Origin of the sequence: Mycolicibacterium austroafricanum, assembly GCF_902705885.1 — a bacterium.
GTDB classification, from domain to species: Bacteria; Actinomycetota; Actinomycetes; order Mycobacteriales; family Mycobacteriaceae; genus Mycobacterium; species Mycobacterium vanbaalenii_A.
Window position 1 is genome coordinate 1 of sequence record NZ_CACSIP010000056.1, and the last position, 21411, is coordinate 21411.

At 67.0% G+C, this 21411-nt stretch carries 21 protein-coding genes, 1 tRNA gene and 1 pseudogene; 8 read left to right on the forward strand and 15 right to left on the reverse strand.

The features are described 5' to 3' along the window. Positions 1-139 precede the first annotated feature (139 nt). Genes BEMPMBAN_RS28245 through BEMPMBAN_RS28265 form a run of 5 tightly spaced genes read right to left on the reverse strand, consistent with a single transcriptional unit; the run spans position 140 to position 6844 of the window. Positions 140-982 carry a carboxymuconolactone decarboxylase family protein gene (locus tag BEMPMBAN_RS28245; protein ID WP_159234796.1) on the reverse strand — a complete coding sequence of 281 codons (843 nt, stop codon included), beginning with the start codon at positions 980-982 and terminating at the stop codon, positions 140-142. Positions 983-989: 7 nt separating this feature from the next. Beyond that, positions 990-2375 (reverse strand): metallopeptidase TldD-related protein, encoded by a 1386-nt coding sequence (locus tag BEMPMBAN_RS28250; RefSeq protein ID WP_159234797.1) that lies wholly within the window; start codon positions 2373-2375, stop codon positions 990-992. Between the two features lie 4 nt (positions 2376-2379). Beyond that, positions 2380-3897 (reverse strand): TldD/PmbA family protein, encoded by a 1518-nt coding sequence (locus tag BEMPMBAN_RS28255; protein WP_159234798.1) that lies wholly within the window; start codon positions 3895-3897, stop codon positions 2380-2382. Between the two features lie 29 nt (positions 3898-3926). Continuing rightward, on the reverse strand, positions 3927-4769 hold the full coding sequence (locus BEMPMBAN_RS28260; RefSeq protein WP_159234799.1) for a CbiQ family ECF transporter T component: 843 nt from the start codon (positions 4767-4769) through the stop codon (positions 3927-3929). Further along, complete coding sequence (locus BEMPMBAN_RS28265; RefSeq protein WP_159234800.1) at positions 4766-6844, reverse strand: ATP-binding cassette domain-containing protein; 2079 nt, start codon at positions 6842-6844, stop codon at positions 4766-4768. Before BEMPMBAN_RS28265 ends, BEMPMBAN_RS28260 begins: the two co-directional genes overlap by 4 nt. A 108-nt stretch (positions 6845-6952) precedes the next feature. On the opposite strand from BEMPMBAN_RS28265, the gene BEMPMBAN_RS28270 reads away from it, so the two are divergent. Then, positions 6953-7432 (forward strand): MarR family winged helix-turn-helix transcriptional regulator, encoded by a 480-nt coding sequence (locus BEMPMBAN_RS28270; RefSeq protein ID WP_159234801.1) that lies wholly within the window; start codon positions 6953-6955, stop codon positions 7430-7432. A gap of 7 nt (positions 7433-7439) precedes the next feature. Continuing rightward, a complete protein-coding gene (locus BEMPMBAN_RS28275) occupies positions 7440-8651 on the forward strand; it encodes an MFS transporter (protein ID WP_159234975.1) in 1212 nt (403 codons plus the stop codon). Positions 8652-8654: 3 nt separating this feature from the next. Here BEMPMBAN_RS28275 and BEMPMBAN_RS28280 read toward each other — a convergent pair whose 3' ends face one another. Beyond that, positions 8655-9389 (reverse strand): VIT1/CCC1 transporter family protein, encoded by a 735-nt coding sequence (locus BEMPMBAN_RS28280; protein ID WP_159234802.1) that lies wholly within the window; start codon positions 9387-9389, stop codon positions 8655-8657. 102 nt (positions 9390-9491) lie between these two features. On the opposite strand from BEMPMBAN_RS28280, the gene BEMPMBAN_RS28285 reads away from it, so the two are divergent. Then, the gene (locus BEMPMBAN_RS28285) at positions 9492-11456 is read left to right on the forward strand and encodes an acyl-CoA dehydrogenase family protein (RefSeq protein ID WP_159234803.1); all 1965 of its coding nucleotides are present in this window, start codon (positions 9492-9494) and stop codon (positions 11454-11456) included. A 16-nt stretch (positions 11457-11472) separates the two neighbouring features. Here the strand turns inward: BEMPMBAN_RS28285 and BEMPMBAN_RS28290 are convergent, their stop codons facing one another. Together BEMPMBAN_RS28290 and BEMPMBAN_RS28295 are read right to left on the reverse strand one after the other, a co-directional pair. Further along, positions 11473-11715 (reverse strand): hypothetical protein, encoded by a 243-nt coding sequence (locus BEMPMBAN_RS28290; RefSeq protein WP_159234804.1) that lies wholly within the window; start codon positions 11713-11715, stop codon positions 11473-11475. Positions 11716-11860: 145 nt separating this feature from the next. Beyond that, positions 11861-12340: an LppP/LprE family lipoprotein gene (locus tag BEMPMBAN_RS28295; protein WP_159234805.1), complete on the reverse strand. Its 480-nt coding sequence runs from the start codon at positions 12338-12340 to the stop codon at positions 11861-11863. A 225-nt stretch (positions 12341-12565) separates the two neighbouring features. Between BEMPMBAN_RS28295 and BEMPMBAN_RS28300 the strand changes: the two genes are divergently transcribed. From BEMPMBAN_RS28300 to BEMPMBAN_RS28310, 3 genes are all read left to right on the forward strand, one after another. Further along, positions 12566-13726 carry a tyrosine-type recombinase/integrase gene (locus BEMPMBAN_RS28300; RefSeq protein ID WP_159234806.1) on the forward strand — a complete coding sequence of 387 codons (1161 nt, stop codon included), beginning with the start codon at positions 12566-12568 and terminating at the stop codon, positions 13724-13726. Between the two features lie 224 nt (positions 13727-13950). Beyond that, the gene (locus BEMPMBAN_RS28305) at positions 13951-14127 is read left to right on the forward strand and encodes a helix-turn-helix domain-containing protein (protein ID WP_234897746.1); all 177 of its coding nucleotides are present in this window, start codon (positions 13951-13953) and stop codon (positions 14125-14127) included. Next, positions 14124-14507 (forward strand): hypothetical protein, encoded by a 384-nt coding sequence (locus BEMPMBAN_RS28310; protein WP_159234807.1) that lies wholly within the window; start codon positions 14124-14126, stop codon positions 14505-14507. Before BEMPMBAN_RS28305 ends, BEMPMBAN_RS28310 begins: the two co-directional genes overlap by 4 nt. 82 nt (positions 14508-14589) lie before the next feature. Here BEMPMBAN_RS28310 and BEMPMBAN_RS33230 read toward each other — a convergent pair. Then, positions 14590-14682 (reverse strand): annotated as a pseudogene (locus BEMPMBAN_RS33230) (hypothetical protein); the annotation flags it as partial. A gap of 306 nt (positions 14683-14988) precedes the next feature. After that, on the reverse strand, positions 14989-15414 hold the full coding sequence (locus tag BEMPMBAN_RS28315) for a hypothetical protein (RefSeq protein WP_159234808.1): 426 nt from the start codon (positions 15412-15414) through the stop codon (positions 14989-14991). Positions 15415-15508: 94 nt separating this feature from the next. Here BEMPMBAN_RS28315 and BEMPMBAN_RS28320 point away from each other — a divergent pair, with 94 nt between their 5' ends. Further along, the gene (locus BEMPMBAN_RS28320) at positions 15509-16261 is read left to right on the forward strand and encodes a hypothetical protein (protein ID WP_159234809.1); all 753 of its coding nucleotides are present in this window, start codon (positions 15509-15511) and stop codon (positions 16259-16261) included. A 139-nt stretch (positions 16262-16400) separates the two neighbouring features. On the opposite strand, the gene BEMPMBAN_RS28325 is transcribed toward BEMPMBAN_RS28320, so the two are convergent. Next, positions 16401-16769 carry a hypothetical protein gene (locus BEMPMBAN_RS28325; protein WP_159234810.1) on the reverse strand — a complete coding sequence of 123 codons (369 nt, stop codon included), beginning with the start codon at positions 16767-16769 and terminating at the stop codon, positions 16401-16403. A gap of 525 nt (positions 16770-17294) precedes the next feature. Further along, positions 17295-17370, reverse strand: a tRNA-Asn gene (locus BEMPMBAN_RS28330). Between the two features lie 157 nt (positions 17371-17527). Here BEMPMBAN_RS28330 and BEMPMBAN_RS28335 point away from each other — a divergent pair. Next, positions 17528-17782 carry a hypothetical protein gene (locus tag BEMPMBAN_RS28335; protein WP_159234811.1) on the forward strand — a complete coding sequence of 85 codons (255 nt, stop codon included), beginning with the start codon at positions 17528-17530 and terminating at the stop codon, positions 17780-17782. On the opposite strand, the gene BEMPMBAN_RS28340 is transcribed toward BEMPMBAN_RS28335, so the two are convergent. The 3 genes from BEMPMBAN_RS28340 to BEMPMBAN_RS28350 all read right to left on the reverse strand — a co-directional run bounded on the left by BEMPMBAN_RS28340 (position 17779) and on the right by BEMPMBAN_RS28350 (position 21407). Then, positions 17779-18078 carry a DUF7155 family protein gene (locus BEMPMBAN_RS28340; RefSeq protein WP_159234812.1) on the reverse strand — a complete coding sequence of 100 codons (300 nt, stop codon included), beginning with the start codon at positions 18076-18078 and terminating at the stop codon, positions 17779-17781. The two genes, BEMPMBAN_RS28335 and BEMPMBAN_RS28340, sit on opposite strands and share 4 nt — an antisense overlap. A gap of 82 nt (positions 18079-18160) precedes the next feature. Beyond that, on the reverse strand, positions 18161-20107 hold the full coding sequence (dnaG, locus tag BEMPMBAN_RS28345; protein ID WP_159234813.1) for a DNA primase: 1947 nt from the start codon (positions 20105-20107) through the stop codon (positions 18161-18163). 31 nt (positions 20108-20138) lie between these two features. Then, on the reverse strand, positions 20139-21407 hold the full coding sequence (locus BEMPMBAN_RS28350) for a deoxyguanosinetriphosphate triphosphohydrolase (protein WP_159234814.1): 1269 nt from the start codon (positions 21405-21407) through the stop codon (positions 20139-20141). Between the last annotated feature and the right edge of the window lie 4 nt (positions 21408-21411).

A 21411-nucleotide genomic window follows, 5' to 3' on the forward strand; every position in this document is an offset into this window, starting at 1 on the left:
TTCCTCCCTCCTGAGCGGTCGCGTGGGCGCGGAGAGGGGTATACGCGCCAGACCAATGGATTGCGAGTCCCCGGCTCTAACCGACTGAGCTACCGCCCCGGCGCGACGTGCGCGGCCACCATGGTCGCATACGGCCGACTCAGGCGAAGATCGTCTGTCCTGCGTCGTCCACCTCGTAGCGCTCGGTGCCCTCGGCGACACGCGGCTCGTCGGCGGCCAGCGAGACCGCGATCTTGTTCGCCGCGTTGCGCATCACGTCCAGCGTCAGCTCGATCATCTGCTTGCCCGAGAAGTGCTTGCGCACCCCGTCCGCCACCGACGGGTCGATCTGCGACGGCGTCCAGATCAGCGCGTCGACATAACGCAACGCAGCCTTGTGCGCGTCCGAGAGCTCGTCGGCGGACTCGAAATCCGCGATCTGGCGGTACATGTCCTCCGACCCGCCCGCGTCGAGCGCGTGCCCTTCCCGCAGCGACTGGCACAGCCGGCAGTGGTGCGCCGCCGCGCCACGCAACCGGACGACCTCGGTGGTGACGGGGTCGAGCTTGCTCAGTCGGGCCACCGCGGGCACGAAACCGTTGAGCAGCGCGTCGATCGGGTCGGTGTCGAGGTCCCACCGTACGTCGGCGGTGCGCCCCGGATGCCCAAGGTCGAGGGCCTCACAGCCGGCCCACACCCGCGGCACGAAATCGGCGATGAAGATCGCCACCGCGAGCCGAAAGGCGTTGTCACCCGCGGCGGCGAGGAAACGCCCGCGCTGGTTGTCCCCGATGTTGGTCACGTCCACCGAGAACTGCTCGGCGAAGGCCGCGAGGACGGAGTGCTCCTCGGTGCGCTCATCGGCCAGATCACCCGGCGTCGGTAACGCCGGCAGCGCCAACGCCCGCCCGCACGTCAACCTGATCAAGGTGTCGGTGTTGCTGTCCCCGCAGGACAACGCCACCAGTCCGGCCAGTCGCTCCGAGGGCGTGGGTTCACTCACACCAGGATTATTGCGCCTGACTGACCGAGGACATGTGAAAGTCGGGGATCCGAAGCGAGGGCATCTGGGCGCGGGTCGCCCAATCACCCCACTCCCGGGGCAGGGTGAGCTCGCTGACGCCGGCCTGGGTGGCACGGCGCAACAGGTCCAGCGGGCTCTCGTTGAAGCGGAAGTTGTTCACCGCGGCCGTGACTTCGCCGTCCTCAACGAGGTACACCCCGTCGCGGGTCAGCCCGGTGAGCAGCAGCACCGCTGGATCGACCTCGCGCATGTACCACAGCGTGGTCAGCAGCAGGCCCCGTTCGGTGCCGGCGATCATGTCCTGCAGGCTGTCCTGGCCACCGGTCATCAGCAGGTTGTCGGCGCCCACAGTCACCGGCGCGTCGAACTCCGCGGCCGCCGACCGGGGATACGACAGCGCATTGATCACGCCGTCGCGGATCCAGTCGACGCGCTCGATCTCCAACCCGTTGTCGAACACCGAGGCCCGCTCCGAGGAACTCGCCGTCGCGACGAACGGTGCGCACTCCAACCCGGCCGCGCCGGGGTCTGAATACAGCGTCAACGGCAGCGAGGTCAGTTTCTCCCCCACCCGGGTTCCGCCGCCGCGCGCCGCCAGTGCGGTGCGGCCCTCCTGTGCGCCCCGTCCGCCCATCATCCAGCTCAGGTAGATCATCATGTCCGCCACCGTGGACGGCGGCATGATCGTCTCGTAGCGTCCGGCAGGCATTTCGATGATGCGCCGCGCCCACGACAACCGCGTCGCAAGCTGTTCGAGCATCGGATCCGTTGGAACAGCGGCGAAATCGGGGGTGCCGACGCCCACCCACGCGCTGGCGCCGGCACGCTTGGCGTTGATCTCCACCGAGCCGGTGGGTTCGGTGAACCGCCGGCGCAGTCCGTTGGAGGTCGCGATGAACGTGGTCTCGACGATGTGGCGGGCGTATCCGAACAGCGTGTCACCGCCTGCCGAACCGCCCCTGAAGCCCCGCGACAACGCGCCGGCCACATCACCGAAGACTTCCGCGCCGGTTCCGGGGACGGGCGCGTCCCAGTCGGGCGGCGCATCGGCACCCGGCAGTGCCGGCGCGGCGTCTCTGGCGTGTGGCGCCACTGCTGCGGCCTGTTGGGAGGCTGCCACCAGGTCGGTGATGACGCCCGGGCTCACCGAGCCGGACCGCACGGATCCGACGCACGCGTTGTCACCTTGTCGGACAATCGAAATGATCGTGGTGGTGCGGCCGGTCGATTCGCCGTTGGTGGTCATGGTGTTGTTCGCCCAACGCAGGGAGGCATCCATGCGATCGGTGACCAACACGATGGTTTCGTCGGCCCTGCCGAGTCGGCGCGCTTCGGCCAGCGCAATGTCGACGGCCTGCTGTGCGGTGATCACTGCGCTACCGCCCGCTCTCTTCACGGGTGTTGAGCACGGTGATGCCTCGGAAAAGAGCCGACGGGCAGCCGTGGCTGACCGCGGCGACCTGACCGGGCTGCGCCTTACCGCAGTTGAACGCGCCTCCCAGCCGCCACGTGTCCGGTCCGCCGACGGCCTCGAGCGCTCCCCAGAAGTCGGTGGTGGTCGACTGGTAGGCGACGTCGCGCACCTGCCCGTCGAGCCGTCCGTCGCGGATCCGGAAGAACCGTTGCCCGGTGAACTGGAAGTTGTAGCGCTGCATGTCGATTGACCAGCTCTTGTCGCCGACGATGTAGAGACCGTCGGCCACCCGGGCGATCAGATCGTCAGTGCTCACCTCGTCGTCGCTCGGTTGCAGTGAGACATTGGCCATCCGCTGGATCGGCACGTGGTGGGCGGAATCGGCGTAGGAACAACCGTTGGAGCGCGCCACCCCCAGCCGCGGCGCGAACACCCTGTCCAGTTGATATCCGACGAAGATCCCGTCACGCACCAGATCCCAGCTCTGCGCCCGCACCCCTTCGTCGTCGAAACCCACGGTCGCCAGGCCGTGTTCGACGGTACGGTCGGCGGTCACGTTCATCACCGCCGACCCGTACTTCATGGTGCCCAGCTTGTCCGGCGTCGCGAACGACGTGCCCGCGTAGGCGGCTTCGTATCCGATCGCGCGGTCGTATTCGGTGGCGTGGCCGATCGATTCGTGAATGGTGAGCCACAGGTTGGTCGGGTCGATCACCAGATCGGTCGGGCCGGCCACCACGCTCGGCGCCTTGGCTTTCTCCGCCAGCAGCGTCGGCAGCTGCGCCAACTCGCCGGACCAATCCCACACCTCGTCGCCGGCAACGGCTTCCCAACCCCGCGCGGTCGGCGGCGCCAGCGTGCGCATGGTGTCGAACGTGCCGGCCGCCGTATCCACGGTGACCGCTTCGAAGTTCGGCAGCACCCGCACCCGCTGCTGGGTGATCGAAGACCCGAACGTGTCGGCGTAGAACGTCTGCTCCTTGGCGGTGTGCAGCCCCGCCGACACATGGTCCACGCCGTCGGAGGCCAGCAGCCGGCCCGAGTAGTCCTGCAGCACCGCGACTTTGTCCTCGGCGGCCACGGTGAACGGGTCGATGCGGTACTCCGACACCCAGGACAGGTCGCGGTAGACGGGTTCGGGCGCCAGTTCGATGCGCTCGGCGTTGAGCGCGGCCAGCGTGGTCGCCACCTTCACCGCCCGCCGCGCGGTCTCGGCCGCCGCCGCGGTGTCCAGTTCGGCGTGCGAGGCGAAGCCCCAGGTGCCGTCGACGATGACGCGCACCGCCAGCCCGATCTCGTGGTCGACGACGGCGTTCTCCAGCACACCGTCGCGCACCTGCACGGTCTCGGTGGTGATGGCGTGCACCCGCAGGTCGGCATAGCTCGCACCGGTGGCAAGCGCAGAGGACAGCGCCGCATCCGCCAGCTCATGGCGTGGCAGCGCGAGGAAGTCGGCATCGATTCGTCGGGACCCCGTCACGCGAACCACCGTAGCGGCTGCGTCGGGGATCAGCGCCCGGTGCCGCTGGTGCCCAACACGGTCAGCTCCAGCGCCAGAGCGGTCCCGCACACCGCGATCACGATCGCGAACGCCACCCAGTCCCGACGTTTGGGCCGTGTCGGCGCCGCCGAGATCTGCCCGGCGCCGCCCCGGGCGGTGATCGCGTCGCCCATCTCGTCGGCGCGGCGCAGCGCGACGGTGATCGCCGCGGCGAGCAGATCGATCAGTTCGGCGGCCCATCGACGTCTGCGGCTGCGCCGGGTCGCGTCGACGTCGCGGGGACGCAACTGGCGCGCGGCGTAGAGCACCCGGAACTCCTCGACCAACATCGGAAATGCCCGCAGCGCCAACGCCAGCGTCACCGCCCAGTCGTCGACCGGCACCCGCAACGGGCGCAACGGGCGGCCCAGCGTCGCCACCGCGGGAGCGACCTCGGCGACGTTGGTGGTGAACGACACCATCGCACCGAGTCCGAGCAGCACGATCGTCAGCGCGGCGATCCGCAGGAAGTTCAGCAGCCCGCCCAGACCGATGTCGATCGAGCCGGCCGGGATCACCGGGCTGCCGCCGGCGAACGCCGCGGTGATCGCCCCGAGCGCCACCAGCACCCACAACAACCTCGGCACCGTCGGGAACGCACCGCGCGGGATGTGCGCCAGCCGCGCCGCCACCACGATGAGAACGGCGACGGCGCCGATTGGTACCCAGCCGGGGTAGAACGTCAGCAGCACCCCGATGCCGGCGACGATCAGCAGCTTCGAGCCGGCCCACAGGTCGTGGATGACGGTCTGGCCCGGCACCGGCCGCAGCAGCACCACCTGCCTGCGTTGCTTGCGCGGCGCGTCGGTCATGACAGTCCCCCCGCCGCCGTCGGCACCGCGGCCAGCATCCCGTCCTCGAGGTGCAGGGTGCGCGGGCACAACTCCTCCAGCCCGACGAAATCATGGGAGATCACCACCAGGGTCAGCCCCTCGCGGCGGCGCAGTTCCACCAGCAGCCGCAGCAGACCACGCTGGGAGGCGGCGTCCAGACCTGCCAGCGGCTCGTCGAGGATGAGCGCGCGTGGCTTGCGGGCCAGCAGGCCGGCCAGTACCACCCGCCGCATCTGCCCGCCGCTGAGTTCGTCGACCCGCCGGGAGGCCAGCGTCGGGTCCAGACCCACGGTGTGCAGCGCCTCGGTCACCTTCGCCTGGTTGTATATCGAGAACCCCGCCGACGAGGCGATCTCCAGGGCGACATGGCTACGCATCAGCTGCAGTCGCGCCGCCTGAAATGAGATCGCCACGGCGCCAACCTGATCCGAGACCGGTGAGCCGTCGAGCAGACAGCTGCCCGCCGTCGGCACCGTCAGACCGGCCATGATCCAGGCCAGGGTGGACTTGCCGGACCCGTTGAGGCCGTGGATCAGCACCCCGTCACCCTCGTGGACCGCGAAGTCGATATCAGTCAAAGCGCTTTTTGCCCAAGGGGTCCCGCTGCCGTACTCGTGGCAGACACCGTTGAGTTCGAGGACCGGCGCGCCCCGGGGTTGCTCACCGGCCGTGGTGGCCGCCGGGGCCTCGGCGGTTTCCACCATGTCGACGTTGTCGGCCCCGCCGGTGTTGTCGGAGTCGTCGGCGGCAGCGGAGTCGTTGCCGGTCAGGTTGACGGTGCGGTCGGCGGCATCGGCTTCGTCGTTGTAGTGGGTGATGTGCACCAATGACGTGCGGTGGCGCCCGGTGAGCCCGGACAGCACCGACATCAGGTCCTCGCGCCCGTCCTGGTCGACCATGCTGGTGACTTCGTCGGCGATCAGCAGCGAGGGTTCCCGGGCCAGCGCCGCAGCCACGGCCAGCCGCTGCAGCTCCCCTCCCGACAGCCCCCCGGTGTCTCGCTCGGCAAGCCCGTCGAGGCCCACCTCGGAGAGCAGTTGGCCCACGTCGGTCGACGTGCCGGGCGGCAGACCCCAGACGACGTCATCGGCGACCCGGGTGCCCAGCACCTGACTCTCGGGGTGCTGCATCACCACCGCGGTGCCGCCGAGCTTGCCCAACCCCACTGCGCCGGGCCGTTCGACGGTTCCCGAGGTGGGTTCACGGCCCGACAGCACCAGCATCAGCGTCGTCTTGCCCGAGCCGTTGGCGCCGGTCACCGCCACGTGCTCGCCGGGCTGTACCGACAGCGACACCGGACCGAGTGCGTCGCGGTCGGCCCCCGGGTAGCGGAACCGGACCTCGCGCAGCTGCAACGGCACCGGTTCGACCGGGCCGGCGTCCACCGACGACTCCAACTTGTGCACGTCGGGGATGCCCACCAGGCGTGACATCACCCGCGACAACGCCCACCAGCCGACCAGGCTGACGAACAGGATGCTGAACACACCGGTGGCGAAAAACAACAGCGGCCAGTAGTCCAGCGCTGTCGCAAAGTCCTGCTTGACCCGCTCGGAGGCCTGCTCCATGCCCGGGATGCGGGCCAGGATCGCGGCGGCGCCGGTGACGTTGGCGGTGACCGATTCGAAGATCAGGTGACGCAGCCGGCTCAGGATCGCCAACGCGACCACGGTGCCGGCGCCGAACAGCGCACCGGCGACCAGCGCCGTCGCGACGACCGTCGGGGTGCCGCGGCCGCGGCGCTTGACGATGCCGGTCAGCCCGCCGATGTAGGCGCAGTTGACCACCGTCATGAAGCCACCCATGCCGGCGATGAGAAAGGCGACAAGACCACCGGCAACGGTCGCGGCGATCAGCACCCGCAGCCGGTACCGATAGGCGAGCAGACCCATCGGGACCGTGCCCAGCAGCGACAGCCCCGCCGCGAACGGGACCACGACCGCGATGATCGCGATGGCCGCACACAACGCCGCCATCACGGCGGCTTGAGCGAGTTCGACCGGTTGAAGCGAACCAGTCCGTCGAGGGGCACTCTCCGGGCCGGCCGAGGTCATCTCTTGATTCTGCCAGTCGCACGGGTACTGGCCTGCCGACCGGGTGGTGACCGACGCCACCCCCGACACCGTTGATATACATAGCAATTCTATGTAAACATTGGCGTCATGTCGTCAACTCTCGGCGCGGACCTGCTTTCGGTGGTGGCCCGGATCAACCGGCTGGCCAACCAGCGAGTTCGGATGCCGATTCCCTTCGCCCAGGCCCGGTTGCTGTCCACCATCGAGGACCAGGGCGAGGCCCGCATCTCCGACCTGGCCGCGCTCGACCACTGCTCCCAACCCACGATGACCACGCAGGTCCGTCGGCTCGAGGACGCCGGCATGGTCGCACGCACCCCCGACCCGCTCGATGCGCGCGCCGTGCTGATCCGGATCACCCCCGACGGTGTCGCGGCGTTGCGTCAGGCCCGGCTGGATCGCGGTGCCGCAGTTGATCCGTATCTGGAGCGGCTCAGCGACGACGAGCGCGAGTGCCTCACCGAGGCGCTCGTCGTGCTGCGACGGCTGATCGAGGACGCCACCGCACCCGGCACCGCTGCCCGCCGCCACGACGCCGGCGACAGGAGTACCGCGCCCGGTGTCTGAGAAATCGATGTGGCACCAGCCCAAGGCGGTCTGGGCCGTCGCGTTCGCCTGCGTAGTCGCCTTCATGGGTATCGGCCTGGTTGACCCGATCCTCAAGCCGATCGCCGACAATCTCAACGCCTCGCCGTCGCAGGTGTCATTGCTGTTCACCAGCTACATGGCGGTGATGGGGGTGGCGATGCTCGTCACCGGCGTGGTGGCCAGCCGCATCGGACCCAAGCGCACTCTGCTGCTGGGCCTGGTGATCATCATCGCCGGCGCGGGACTGGCCGGGATGAGCGACACCATCGGCCAGATCGTCGGCTGGCGCGCGTTGTGGGGCCTGGGTAACGCGCTGTTCATCGCCACGGCGCTGGCCACGATCGTCAACTCGGCACAAGGTTCGGTGGCGCAGGCGATCATCCTCTACGAGGCCGCGCTGGGCCTCGGCATCGCGGTCGGGCCACTGGTCGGCGGGCTGCTCGGCTCCCTCTCGTGGCGTGGCCCGTTCTTCGGGGTCTCGGTGTTGATGGCCGTCGCGGTCGTGGTGACCGCGCTGCTGTTGCCGTCGACACCGCGGGCGGTGCGGGCGACCACGCTGGCCGACCCGTTCCGGGCGCTCGCCCACCGCGGCCTGCTCGGCGTCGCGATCACCGCGCTGCTGTACAACTTCGGGTTCTTCACCCTGCTGGCGTTCACACCGTTCCCGCTGGACATGAGCGCCTACGGGATCGGGCTGATCTTCTTCGGCTGGGGTCTGGCGCTGGCCTTCACGTCGGTGTTCGTCGCCCCTCGGCTGCAACGCCGCTTCGGCACGATCCGCACGTTGTGGGTGAACCTGCTGTTGATGACGGCGACGCTGGTGGCGATGGCGGTGTGGACCGACCACAAGGCCGTGCTGGCCGGTTGTGTCGTCATCGCCGGGTTGTTCATCGGCGTCAACAACACCCTGATCACCGAGACGGTGATGAAGGCCTCGCCGGTCGAGCGCGGGGTGGCGTCGGCGGCCTACAGCTTCGTGCGGTTCTCCGGGGCGGCGCTGGCGCCGTGGCTCGCCGGGATGCTCGGTGAGCGGATCAACGCACACGTGCCGTTCTGGGTGGGTGCGGGCGCGGTGCTGCTGGCCGCCGGCGTGCTGGCCGCCACGCGCGCACACCTACCCGACATCGACGCCCCCGAGCCCGAGATCGACGAGCTCAGCGACCATGCCAGGGCGGTCACCGTCGGCAACGACAGCTGACCGTCAACTCACCGCGACCCCGATGAGGTGGCCGACGAGGTAGGTCGCTGCGATCGCGAACCCGCCGAACGCCAACTGCCGCAACGACCCCAGCACAAGCGGCCGGCCGGTGATCCGGGCCGCGGAACCACCGGCGAGCAGCAGTCCGACACCGCCGAACGCAAGGCCGAGCCACAGCGACCCGTATCCGAGCAGGTACGGGATCAACGGGATGATCGCACCGACGGCGAACAGCACGAAAGACGACCCCGCCGCCACCCACGGGGACGGCTTCTCCCGCGGGTCGACCCCGAGTTCCTGCACCAGGTGAAAGTTCAGCGCCCGGTTCTCGTCCCGGTGGATCTCCTCGGTCGCGGTGGCGGCGGTCTGAGGCGTCATCCCCATGTCGGTGAGCATCGCCGCCAACTCGGCCCGCTCGGCCTGCGGATGCAGCCGGAAGGATTTGCGCTCCACCAGCACCTCGGAGTCGATCTGCTCGTTGGCGGTGGTCACCGATGTGTACTCCCCTAACGCCATCGAGAATGCGCCGGCGAGCAGACCGGCGACGCCGCTGAGGACCACGGTCTGAGCGCTCGCACTCGCCGCGACACCCGCGATCAGGGCCGTGTTGCTCACCAGCCCGTCCATCGCGCCGAACGTCGCTGCCCGCAACCACCCTCCGGTGACGTTGGCATGCCGGTGGTCGGCGACGTGCGGCATGCCCGTCGGCGACACGGACGGATCGGCGGAGTCGGCCATGGTGATGATTGAACGCCTGCCGTTCGGCGCTCCGGAAGTCAGGTTCACCTAGGTTTGCAGCATCACAGTTTGTATCCGCGACCCGCGGGCTACCGTCGAGATATGACCACCACTGCGGAGCATCTACGCAACACACTGGACGGCCGCTTTCGCGACGTGAAGAACCGGGTGCGCCAGGAACTCACCCATCAGGTCTTCCGGCCGCACTACACCCCCAACACGGTGATCGCCCGCACCAAGGTGGGTGAGCAGATGCGGATCATGGCCGCCCAGGGCGCGGCCGAAGACGGATTCAAGAAGGAACACGGCGGCAACGGCGACGTGGGCGCCGCCGTCACGCAGATCGAGATGCTCGCGATGAGTGACCTATCGCTGATGGTGAAGGCAGGCGTGCAGTGGGGCCTGTTCGGAGGTGCGGTCGAGAACCTCGGCACCGAACGGCACCACCAGGAATACGTCCCCCGGATCATCAGCCTGGACCTGCTGGGCTGCTTCGCGATGACGGAGACCGGGCACGGCAGCGACGTCCAGTCGCTGGAGACGACGGCGACCTACGATCCGGACACCCAGGAATTCGTCATCGACTCCCCCACCCCGTCCTCACGCAAGGACTACATCGGGGGCGCAGCCGAAACCGCGCGGGTGGCAGCGGTTTTCGCGCAGCTGATCACCCCGGACGGCGAAGGCCACGGGGTGCACTGCCTGATCGTGCCGATCCGTGACGAGGAGGGCAACGACCTGCCCGGCGTGACCACGTCGGACTGTCACTACAAGGGCGGGCTGCCCGGGGTGGACAACGGCCGCATCCAGTTCGATCAGGTCCGTGTCCCGCGGGAGAATCTGCTCAACAAGTACGCCGACGTGGCCCCCGACGGCACGTACACCTCGCCGATCGAGAACATCGGTCGCCGGTTCTTCACGATGCTGGGCACCCTGATCCGCGGCCGCGTCACGGTCGGCGGCAGCGCGGGCGCCGCAACGCGGGTGGGGCTGGACATCGCCACCAGGTACGCGTTGGAGCGCAGACAGTTCTCCGCCCCCGACGACGAGCAGGAAGTGCTGCTGATGGACTACCTGGTCCATCAGCGCCGACTGCTGCCGCTCATCGCACGGTCGTATGCGTTGCAGTTCGCGCAGAACGAACTGGTCGCCAAGTGCCACGAGCTGCAGACCGCCGACGACCCCGACCCCGAGGAGCAACGAGAGCTGGAGTCCCGCGCGGCGGGCCTGAAGGCCGCCAACACCTGGCATGCCACCCGCGCCATCCAGGAGGCCCGCGAAGCGTGCGGCGGGGCAGGCTATCTCGCCGAGAACCGGCTGATCGCGCTCAAGGCCGACACCGATGTGTTCACCACGTTCGAAGGTGACAACCACGTCCTGACCCAGCTGGTGGCCAAGGAGCTGCTAACCGCCTACGCCGACGACATCAAGGGGATGAGCCCGGTCGAGTGGGTGCGCTTCGCGGCGAACTTCGCCGGCGAGCGGGTGATGAAACGCACTGCGGCGCAGACGATCATGCAGACGATCCTGGACACCCGGCAGGACAACGAGGAGGAGGGCAGCCTCTTCAACCGTGGCACCCAGGTGAAGATGTTCGAGGACCGCGAGGAGTACATGCTGGCGTCGGTCGCCCGGCGACTGCAAGGTAAATCCAAGGAGATGAGTGCCTTCGATGCGTTCAATGCCGTGCAGGATCACGTACTGCACGCCGCGACCGCGCACATCGACCGCATCATCCTGGAGGCGTTTGTCGCCGGAATCGACACCTGCGAAAACGACGACGCCCGCGAGATCCTGGAAATGGTGTGTGACCTGTACGCGTTGTCGGTGATCGAAGAGGACAAGTCCTGGTTCGTCGAGCACCGTTTCCTGTCCACCGAACGCTCGAAGGCGGTCACCCGCGGCATCAACGACCGCTGCCGGCGGTTGCGGCCGCACGCGGAGACACTTGTCGACGGGTTCGGCATCCCTGAGCAGTTGCGCTACGCCGAGATGCTGCACCCCGAGCACATTCCCGACGCCGATGACCACACCGAGCAGGACGCCACCAGCGCCGGGGTCATCTGACCGGAAGGCGCGGAGCTCAGCCGCAGCCGCCGCCCCACGCCACCGTTCCGCAGCCCGGTTCGGCGTGCACCGGCGGGCTGAACGACGCCGTCGCCAGCGTCGTCGGGTCCGGGGAGGGTTCGACGGTGGCTCCTGTCCCGCCGACGTGGAACGAGCCACCCTTCGGGTAGGTGCCGGCGTTCGCAACGTCCACGCCGACACCCGTCAACAAGGCGACCGCACCAAGACCTGCCGCAAAGAACCTGAATCGCTTGGACATCTGCTGTCCTCCGAATAGCGGTATCGCGATACTGCGGCGACTGTGCCGATCAGCTCTGACGCTCTCAGGATATGTGCGGTGCGCCGGAAAGTGATTGCCGCGCAGCGCATCAGCAGCAACCTGCCAGTGATCCCACGGCTTTGACTCAGGGGCCGGGGATGGGGTCGAGCACGGTGAGCCTGCCGTCCTCGAGCGTCACCCGGGCCGACCCGATCCCGGTCGGACAGCACGGCTGATCCTGCCCCTGACGCCACTGGTACTGCACGTGCGCGTGGTGGTCCCCCTGTGGGATCACGGTGATGTACGGACGCGGTTCGGGGGTCGGTGAGCCCACCGGGTCGGTGTCGTCGAAGAAGAGCACCTGCTGCGGGCTGTCGGGCGCCTCTCCGTCGGTGACCACCACCCAGTTCAGCCGACAGTCCGGCGCGTTGCCGCGGGCGGTCTCCCGCCACTGGCCGGGCGGCAGCAGTAAGAACTCGGAGGTGACGACCTCAGCCGTCGGTCCGGGGCCGCACGCGGCGGTGCTCGTCGGCGCCGGAGCAGACGGGCTCCACCCGCAGCCCACCGCCACCGCAGCCAGTGTCACCAGCATCACCAGCGCCGCCAGGGGGCGCGAAACTCGCATGCCGCAAGACTAATGCCGCACCGGGCGGTTGCCCGACATCTGAGACGTGTGCTCCCCCGGCTGGACTCGAATTAGCCAAGCAGCAAATAGACACTTGTGGACTTGAGCGGACATAACTGCTCTCACCAGGACTTATCTTTCATGTATGCTGTCCTCAGCAACATCCATAAACTAGGCCAGATAGCACGCGGATGGCCAGACAGATAGCACGAACTGGGGTACTTCATGGCGGGGAAAGCAGGGCGCCGGAGTTGGGGCTGGGTTCGGAAGCTTCCCTCCGGTCGCTTCCAGGCGAGCTACATCGGACCAGACCTAGTCCGTCACCGTGCGCAGCGGACCTACACATCGAAGCTGGACGCCGAGCGGTGGCTGGCCGACGAGCGGTGGGCGATCGAACGCGACCAGTGGACTCCCCCGTCGCAGCGCGCCGCCGAGGAGAAGGCGAGAGGCGTGACCCTCGCGGACTACGGCCCCACCTGGATCGAGCAGCGCACCAAGGGCGGGCAGCCGCTCAAGCCGCGGACAAAGAGTCACTACACGGCCCTGTTCAACGATCACATCAAGCCGAAGCTGGGCAAGCTGGCACTGAAGGACATCACCGCGCAGGCTGTCCGCGACTGGCACGCCCACACCCTTGTGGCAACACCCACCTACCGGGCGCACGCCTACGGGCTGCTGCACGGCATGCTGGCGACCGCCGTCTCCGACGAGTTGATCGCCGTCAACCCTGCACAGATCAAGGGTGCGGCCAAGACCAGCCGGAAGCGACAACCCGTCATTCTCGACGTCGCGGAGGTCGGCGCGCTCGCCGAGGCGATGCCGGAATGGTTGAAGGCGTGGGTACTGATCTCGGCTTGGCTCGGCACCCGCTGGGGCGAGTCCACCGAGTTGCGCCGGAAGGATCTGAACGAGGACTGTTCGGAGATCACCATCAGACGTGGCGTCATCCATCGCGACGGCAAGTGCGTAATCGACACCCCCAAGTCGGGCGACGGTCGCAAGGTGGTCGTGCCGCCACATATCCGCGACGACTTGAAACACCACCTGGACGCCCACGTGGGTAAGGCCTCCGACGTTCTGTTGTTCCCGCCGGCCCGCGGTGGCTGCCATATCCGAGACCGCGTGTTCCGTGACTCCTACTTCGATCCGGCCCTGACCAAGATCGGCCGCGACGGCGAGGCGAAGCCGCGTCCTGCCATCCACGACTTGAGACACTTCGCCGGGACGAACACTGCGCGCGTCGGCAACCTCGTTGAGACGATGGGCCGGCTTGGTCACAAGACTGTGGGCGCCAGTCTCATCTACCAGACGATCGCGCAGGGTCGCGATGCCGAGGTGGCAGAGGCGTTGTCGAAGCTTGCAGAGGTGTCTAAGAAGGCGTCATAGCCGCTCTCCGTGTATGGACCAAAGCATACAAACCCCTTGTGAGCAGCGATAATTCAGTCCCGAAAATGAGACGTCCTGCCTATAGGATTTCGCCACCTCCTTGTTCTAGAGTGCACATCAGCGCCCACGGTCCACGTGGAGCGCCACAACTAAACAGGCGTTCTCACACGCCCACCTTCGACTTCGGCCGAGGGTGGGCTTTTTCGATCCCTATGGAAGGCAATATGTCCAACGAACTGCCGCTACGTCCGACGATCCAACAAGGCGCGGACTATCTCAACTGCTCGACAACGCACGTGCGCCGGCTCATCGCCGAGGGAAAGATTCAGGCACGACGAATCGGCAAGCGTGCCATCCGAATTGAGCGTGACTCGCTTATCAAACTCGGCGGCGCGGTGTGACGGAGACCGATTATGTACCCCCTGACGACTCCTACACGAATGCCGACCAACCAGTGCTGTGGGAGGAACCCGAGGACGACGTTGCCGGCGATGACTTCTCCCACCTCGGCGAGCTGTGGCTAGACGAGGGCGATGGGCACTGGCTCGACTGGGGCGTCGCCGGCGAGGGTTTCCAGCCCCTCAAGGGCGACCTCTACGGCGCCCACGGTCCACACACCGTCCACGAACGGCCGCACCGGCTGGCCGGCGCGGTCCTCCCACTTGTACAGGTGGACGTGGTCAACGGGTGGGGCAAACGTGGTCATCGCTTGTTCCTCTCAACACAATGCGGCGGACAATACGACAACGACCGTAACCCGAGAATGTTCGTTCACCAATAGGCAGTAGTTGGGCGAAAAATGCAGTGTAAGAACACATCTCTCAGATTTTGACGAAGTATTTCAAAGCTTGGCCAAGGTTCGCCTAGGACTCCGGTCCAGCGAATCCGCACAACTCGTGCTCCTCGTCATCGCCGGGGCGGTAGTAAGTGACGCGAATCCATCCCGGCATCCTTTGGGTGATTACGTCACCGGCCCCTTCGACTATCCACTCTTCAGATCGAAGTGCGTAGAACACGTACCCAGGGAGAGTGCGAAAGACGAATGGCACCTTTCCACCGCGAATCCGCGGGGTGTCGGTCTCTCCGCAACCCACCGGACCCGATCCGCCTGATTGACTCAGGATTCGTGGGGCTTCTCTTCGTGCGGTGAAGTCAAGGAAGCCTTCGGAACGAAATCCGCCCTCAGGGTCCGTTGAACGGGTGACCGTGAAACACACATCCGGTAGTCCATCGAGTTTGAAAGCTGCTGTGTCGTCCATCTTCTAGTTCACGTCCCTCTCGTGTACGCGAGCGATGAGATCGCTAATCCAATCGGCGTTGATGACGGCCAGGGTTTCACACTTGGTTTTCCCGCAAGCGCAACCGTTCTCGGTCTCCCTGTGATACCGATAGAGCTTGTCGAACTGGCGCAAGATGTTGTCACGCGAACGGTAAGCCGCGTGCATCTTGGCGCGGTAATCGTCTGCGAGGTCGAGTGCGTCATTGAGTTCGTCGGCCGTCTCACCCCAACGCACTCGGACTTCATATTCGTGATCCTGAGCCATTTTCAGCGGATTACCCTGATGTTCGTTGCAGATCCGACAGCGCCATCCCCGAATCAACCCGTGCGCGTTCCGCACTGCTGACGCCATACGTTCGGCAATTGCCAGCTCGCAGCATTCGCATTGAACTGTGATTGGCAGGTCCATGCATCAACGGTGGCACGCGCCACCGACAACCTTCCGATTCGACTCGCCCGACGCGTCTATGAGTCCAGCCGACCAATCGAAATAGGCTCATGGCATGACACCACCCGCCGAGCAGCCCGACCAATCAGACAGCCGGCACATTCAGCGGTTAGACGAGACCCGTCGCTCCGTAACGGCAACCAGGGAGGCCGAGCAACGTGCCCTCACGCCGGCGGACACTATGGAGGCTCTCGCCCTTCAAGTCATCGGCGGCTGGGAGTCCGTCACGACCGACATCACATGGATTCGGTTCCACCTTGCAGGGTTCGACGCCGACGAACTTGAGGAAGACAGCAAGCTCGCCAGGATCATGCGTGTTGCCGCCGACGAGATCGGAGTTCGATGGCCCCACCAACCATTCGCGTCCGCTATCACGTTCGCGAACAACACTCGGCGCACGCTGGCGCACTTGCTCTACATCGAGTCAATCGTCGGCGAGCGACCTCACCGCACGATGAGAATCGTTCGTCCCGGCGCACCTGGCGAACCTCGCCAACGCACCCGCGGTCTGTCGTGGAGAGATGAGACCTGGTCAATGCAGACCCGCCACCGTGCCGACATTCTTGAGCAAGATCTCATCGCAGCCCTAGCCGCTATCCGATCGGTCCGTGATTGCCTTCACGGGCTAAATCGAATCCGCGGCATCCTGAGCGAAGAGGGCACGCGAGAGGGTTTGGCCGACGACAAGATCATCGATCCGTTCATGTGGCAGGTCAATTGGTGGCTGCCTGAATGGGGCGAACTCTGGTCAAGGCCTTTAACGGTGGCTGACGTTTTCCTACAGCCTGGCGAGACGAATCCTGCCTAAGGGAGCACCGGCAGAGGCACAACATACGCAAACCAAGCTGTGGCAACTAGAGAAGGCAGCCCCTCCCTGGGTAGCGGGAGGGGCTGCCTTCTTAGTACGGCGCAGCGGCGGGCCACTTCCCCAAAGCCCGCCCTCCTTGCTATCCGGTGTCGCCCTTTTCGTCGAGCATCCTCTTCAGGATGGGATTAAGCAGACGTTGCATCTCGCCGTTCGGAAACGCCGGACGTTCCTCTTCTGCCAGATAGCCGGAGTGGTCGTCGTCCGACTCGTACCTCACTGGGCCAACAGGCTGCGACAGGTAGAACGTGCGGTCAGCCACGCGGCCGTCGTTCTTGCGCTTCATTCGCTCCAGTGCGGGGCGCAACAGCTTCTCCTGCCAGGGGGCGACAACCGCCGCTCCCCGCTTTAGATTCAGCCCTAGATCCTCGGCAGCCTCTTGAGCCTGGCGAGTCTTTAGGCCACACTTGCCGGCAAGTCGTGCCAGCGTCAACTTTTTCTCCTGTGGCATCAACCACATCCCTTGTCGTCGAAACGGCGGAAACACGCAGTTCACGACAGGGTGGACACTCCGACGACGGCGCTTAGATCTGCCAATCCTCTGCGGACTGACAGCGCTAGCGCCTAGGCTCGGGCAGGTATTGTCCAGATACAGCACGAGGCCCTGACGGAGTACCACTCGGTCAGGGCTTTTGTGTTCCCGAACCAGCGGTATCGCTAGTCCGATCTAGCGTCGCACAGTTTCCCGACACGTTTTCGGTAGTTACCGTCTTGTTATAGACGCCTGAGTCGTCCATCACAGACAGTTGGTGGCGCTCTGCCAACCCCCGACAGTGAGCCTCGGATGAGGTCGAGTCGACCCTCCAAGCCGCCGCGGTACACCACCCGACCGAGTGCGATAGCGAAGGGATCAGGCAGGCCTTCCATACGGTCCACTCTGCTGCGGGCCACAGACACCGAGCAGATCGGATAGCACGCGAGATAGCACGCGATTCGCTTCGTACGGCTAAATACTGGCACTGAACTGCATGTACTTTGGCTCCCCCGGCTGGACTCGAACCAGCAACCCTTCGGTTAACAGCCGAATGCTCTGCCAATTGAGCTACAGGGGATTGCCCTCCCACGGTCGTTGCGCCGCGGGCCAGAGAGCACTTTAGCCTACGTCCGCGCCGCCTCGCCAATACGCTCCCAGCCGGGCGCGCACTGCCCGCGGTGAGGCAGGATGGACACCGAGCACGCAGTCCCGCGAAAGATATCTGGAGGAGCCCTGTGATCGGGTATGTCGCCGTTCTGGCCGTCGGCTACGTGCTGGGAACCAAGGCGGGCAGACAGCGCTACGAGCAGCTCTCGGGAACCTACAAGGCCGTCACGGGCAGTCCGGCGGCCAAGGCGGTCATCGACGCGGGACGGCGCAAGATCGCCGACCGGGTGTCGCCCGACCCGTCGATGGTGGAGTTGACCCCGATCGATTCCGGCACCGAGGTCCTCGAGCCGGAGCAGATGACGAAGAAGAAGGCCCGTTAGCCGAACTGGCGGGTGATGGTGGTGCCGGGCAGCAGCGGCCCGGTCTCGAACGGGATGCCGACCCCGATGCCGTCGCCGTAGAGGCCGATCTCCGGGGTGCCGACGACGACGGGCGAACCGTTGGAGTAGCCCATGCAGTTGCCGTCTTCTTTGTTGCCGAACCAGGCCAGGCAGGCCGGCTGCGCGGTCACCTGCGGAGCGGCATCGGTGCTGTTCAGCGACGCGTAGAGCGGCACGGTCACGGCTGCAGCCGCGAACGCCCCAGCGATCAGCCGGGTGCTGTTGGTCCGAATCATCTGTCCAAGCATCGCCAACTCGCCTTTCTCACACGTTCCTCACGGACCCGACCGCACGCCCACAATAACCCGGCAGGCGTGATCATGCAGTCAGGTCGTCGCCACTTGCCTGTTCGAGCAGGCTGCGCCGGTAGCTCTCCATGGCTACCAGGTCGCCGAACAGCGCGTGGTATTCGTCACCCTGTTCGACCGGCGACATCCGCTGCAGCTTGGACTTCACCTCGGCGATCTGGCGTCCGATCCAGACTTCCTGCAGCCGGGCCAGCACCCCGCCGATGTAGCGGGGCAACCGCTCGTCGTCGGCGTTTATCGCCTCGGCGCTGAGTTCGTTGACCAGCCCGGCCGCCATCGGGGAGGCGGTCTGGTCGCGGACCGCCTCGATCCACTGCGCGCCGGTCACCCCTGCCGACGTGCCGCCGGCCGCGTGGATCGCCACCCGAACCGCCGCATAACCGGGGTGGGTGAAGCTCTCGGTGGCCAGCGAATCGAAGACCGGCCCGGCTAGCGCCGGGTACTGCAACGCCGACTTGAGCGCTTCGCGCTGCGGCCACAGCGTGGGGTCGGCCGGGTGGGGCCGGGCCGCGGCGGGCGTCGCTCCCGCCGGGGCGCCCGGCGCCGGGGCGGGTTCGGGGGTGCCGCGGCGGCGCGCCCGGTCAGGCATCCCTCGCTTGCCGGCTTCTTCGCGCACCCGACTGAGTACCTGGCCCTCGTCGCGCCACCCCGTCCAGCCCGCCAGTCGGCGCGCGTATTCGTCACGCAGCGCGTAGTCCCGGATCTGGGCGACCAGCGGCACGCACCGGCGCAACGCGTCGACCTGAGCCTGCGGATCGTTGTCCAGTGCGTCGCCGTCGGGGATCAGGCTGCGGATCGCGAACTCGAACATCGGGATCCGGCGCGCCACCAGGTCCCGAAGAGCGCCGTCACCGGACTTCAGCCGCAGGTCACACGGGTCCATACCATCGGAAGCGATTGCCACAAAGGATTTTCCGGCCACCTGCTGGTCGCCGTCGAACGCCTTGAGGGCCGCGGCCTGACCGGCCGCGTCGCCGTCGAACACGAAGATCAGCTCGCCGCGGTACCAGTTGTCGTCCATCATCAGCCGCCGCAGCAGCGCCAGGTGGCCGTCGCCGAAGGCGGTGCCGCAGGACGCGACCGCCGTGGTCTCGCCGGCCAGGTGCATGGCCATCACGTCGGTGTAACCCTCCACGACGACGGCCCGGTGCGCCTTGGCGATGTCGCGCCTGGCCAGGTCGAGGCCGAACAGCACGGCCGACTTCTTGTACAGCACCGTCTCGGGGGTGTTGACGTACTTGGCTTCCATCTGGTCGTCGTCGAAGATCCGCCGGGCACCGAACCCGATGACCTCCCCACCCCCGGCCCTGATCGGCCACAGCAGCCGGCGGTGGAACCGGTCCATGGGTCCGCGGCGCCCCTCCCTGGACAAACCGGCCGCCTCGAGCTCCTTGAAGTCGAAGCCCTTGCGCAGCAGGTGCTTTGTCAGCGAATCCCACCCCGACGGCGCAAAACCGCAGCCGAACCGGGCGGCGGCCTCCGCGTCGAAGTTGCGCTCGGTCAGGTACTGCCGCGCCGGGGCGGCTTCCTCGGACTGCAGCGCGGCGGCATAGAACTCCTGCGCGGCGACGTTGGCGGCCAGCAGCCTGCTGCGGCTGCTGCGATCACGCTGCACGTTGGTCGTCGACGACCCGGTGTAGGTGACGGTGTAACCGACGCGGTCGGCGAGCAGCTCCACCGCCTCGACGAAGCTGACGTGCTCGATCTTCTGCAGGAAAGCGTAGGCGTCGCCGCCCTCCCCACACCCGAAACAGTGGAAGTGCCCGTGGTTGGGCCGAACGTGGAACGACGGGGATTTCTCGTCATGGAAGGGACACAGGCCCTTCATCGAATCCGCGCCGGCACGCCGCAGCTGGACGTACTCACCGACAAGATCCTCGATGTTGACCTTCTCGCGGATAGCGGCGATATCGCGATCAGGGATCCTGCCCCGCCCCCGAGTCCCGTCGCCCGCCACCCGGCCAGTCTAGAGCCCGCAGCGGTGGCGGCTACGCGGGTTCGAGGCGCTCCAGTCGACCTTCGGTGTAGGACGCCACCTGGTCGATCACCACCCGCAGCCGGGCGCCGTCGTCGGGGGCGGAGTTGAAGTCGGGAACCAACAGCGGATCCAGTGTCGCCGGCGCGCCCGCGCGGATGAACTGCACCGCCGCGTCGATCCGGTCCCGCTGCTGCGCCTGCAGGTCCAGGTGCCGGGGGTCGGACATGATGAACTGCAGCGCGAGGATCTTCAGCACCGCCACCTCGGCGCGCACCACGGTGGGCACCTCGAGGTCTGCGCGATACCGCACCAACCGCCCCGGGCCGGCCACGGCGCGGGTGGCCGCGATGGCCGACGACGCGAAACGGCCCACCAACTCACTGGTCATGGTCTTCAAGGCCACCGACGCCGCCAACGTCCCGTCGTACTTGCCGACGGCGGCCACCGCGGGCAGCAGTGACAGCCGCTCAGCAGCCTCGACCAGATCCGCGGCCGCCAGGCCGCCGCCCATACCGTGGGACTGGCCCAGCCGGCCCAGCGCGCTCACCGCGTCGTCGTCGGCCAGTACCCGCAGGTCGATCCGTCCGGAGGTGACTCCGTCCTCGACGTCGTGCACGGAGTAGGCGACGTCGTCGGCCCAGTCCATGATCTGCGCCTCCAGGCACGGCCGCCGGTCCGGCGCGTCACCGCGCACCCAGGCCGCGGCGGCGGCGTCGTCGGCGTAGAAGCCGAACTTGCCGCCCTCCGGTGCCCGGTACCACGGATACTTCGTCACCGCGTCCAGCGCGGCCCGTGTCAGGTTCAGCCCCGCACTGCGCGGCTCCTCTGCCTGCGTGTCAAGAACTTTGGGTTCCAGTCGGGTCAGGATGCGGAAGTTCTGCGCATTGCCTTCGAACCCACCGCACGCCTCGGCGAGCTCGTTGAGCGCCCGCTCCCCGTTGTGCCCGTACGGCGGGTGACCGATGTCGTGCGCCAGCCCGGCCAGGTCGACCAGATCCGGGTCGGCACCCAGGCCGACGGCCATTCCCCGGCCGATCTGCGCGACCTCCAGCGAGTGGGTGAGCCGGGTGCGTGGAGTTTCGCTCTGCCGCGGTCCGACCACCTGGGTCTTGTCGGCCAGCCGGCGCAACGCGGCCGAGTGCAGCACCCGAGCCCGGTCGCGCGCGAAATCGGTGCGGTGCTCAGCGGCCGTGCCGGGCAACGCAGCACTCTTCGCCGGTTCGACCACCAGACGCTGGCGGTCGAACGCGTCGTAGCTGTCCTGCAGTCGTGGGCTCACCGAA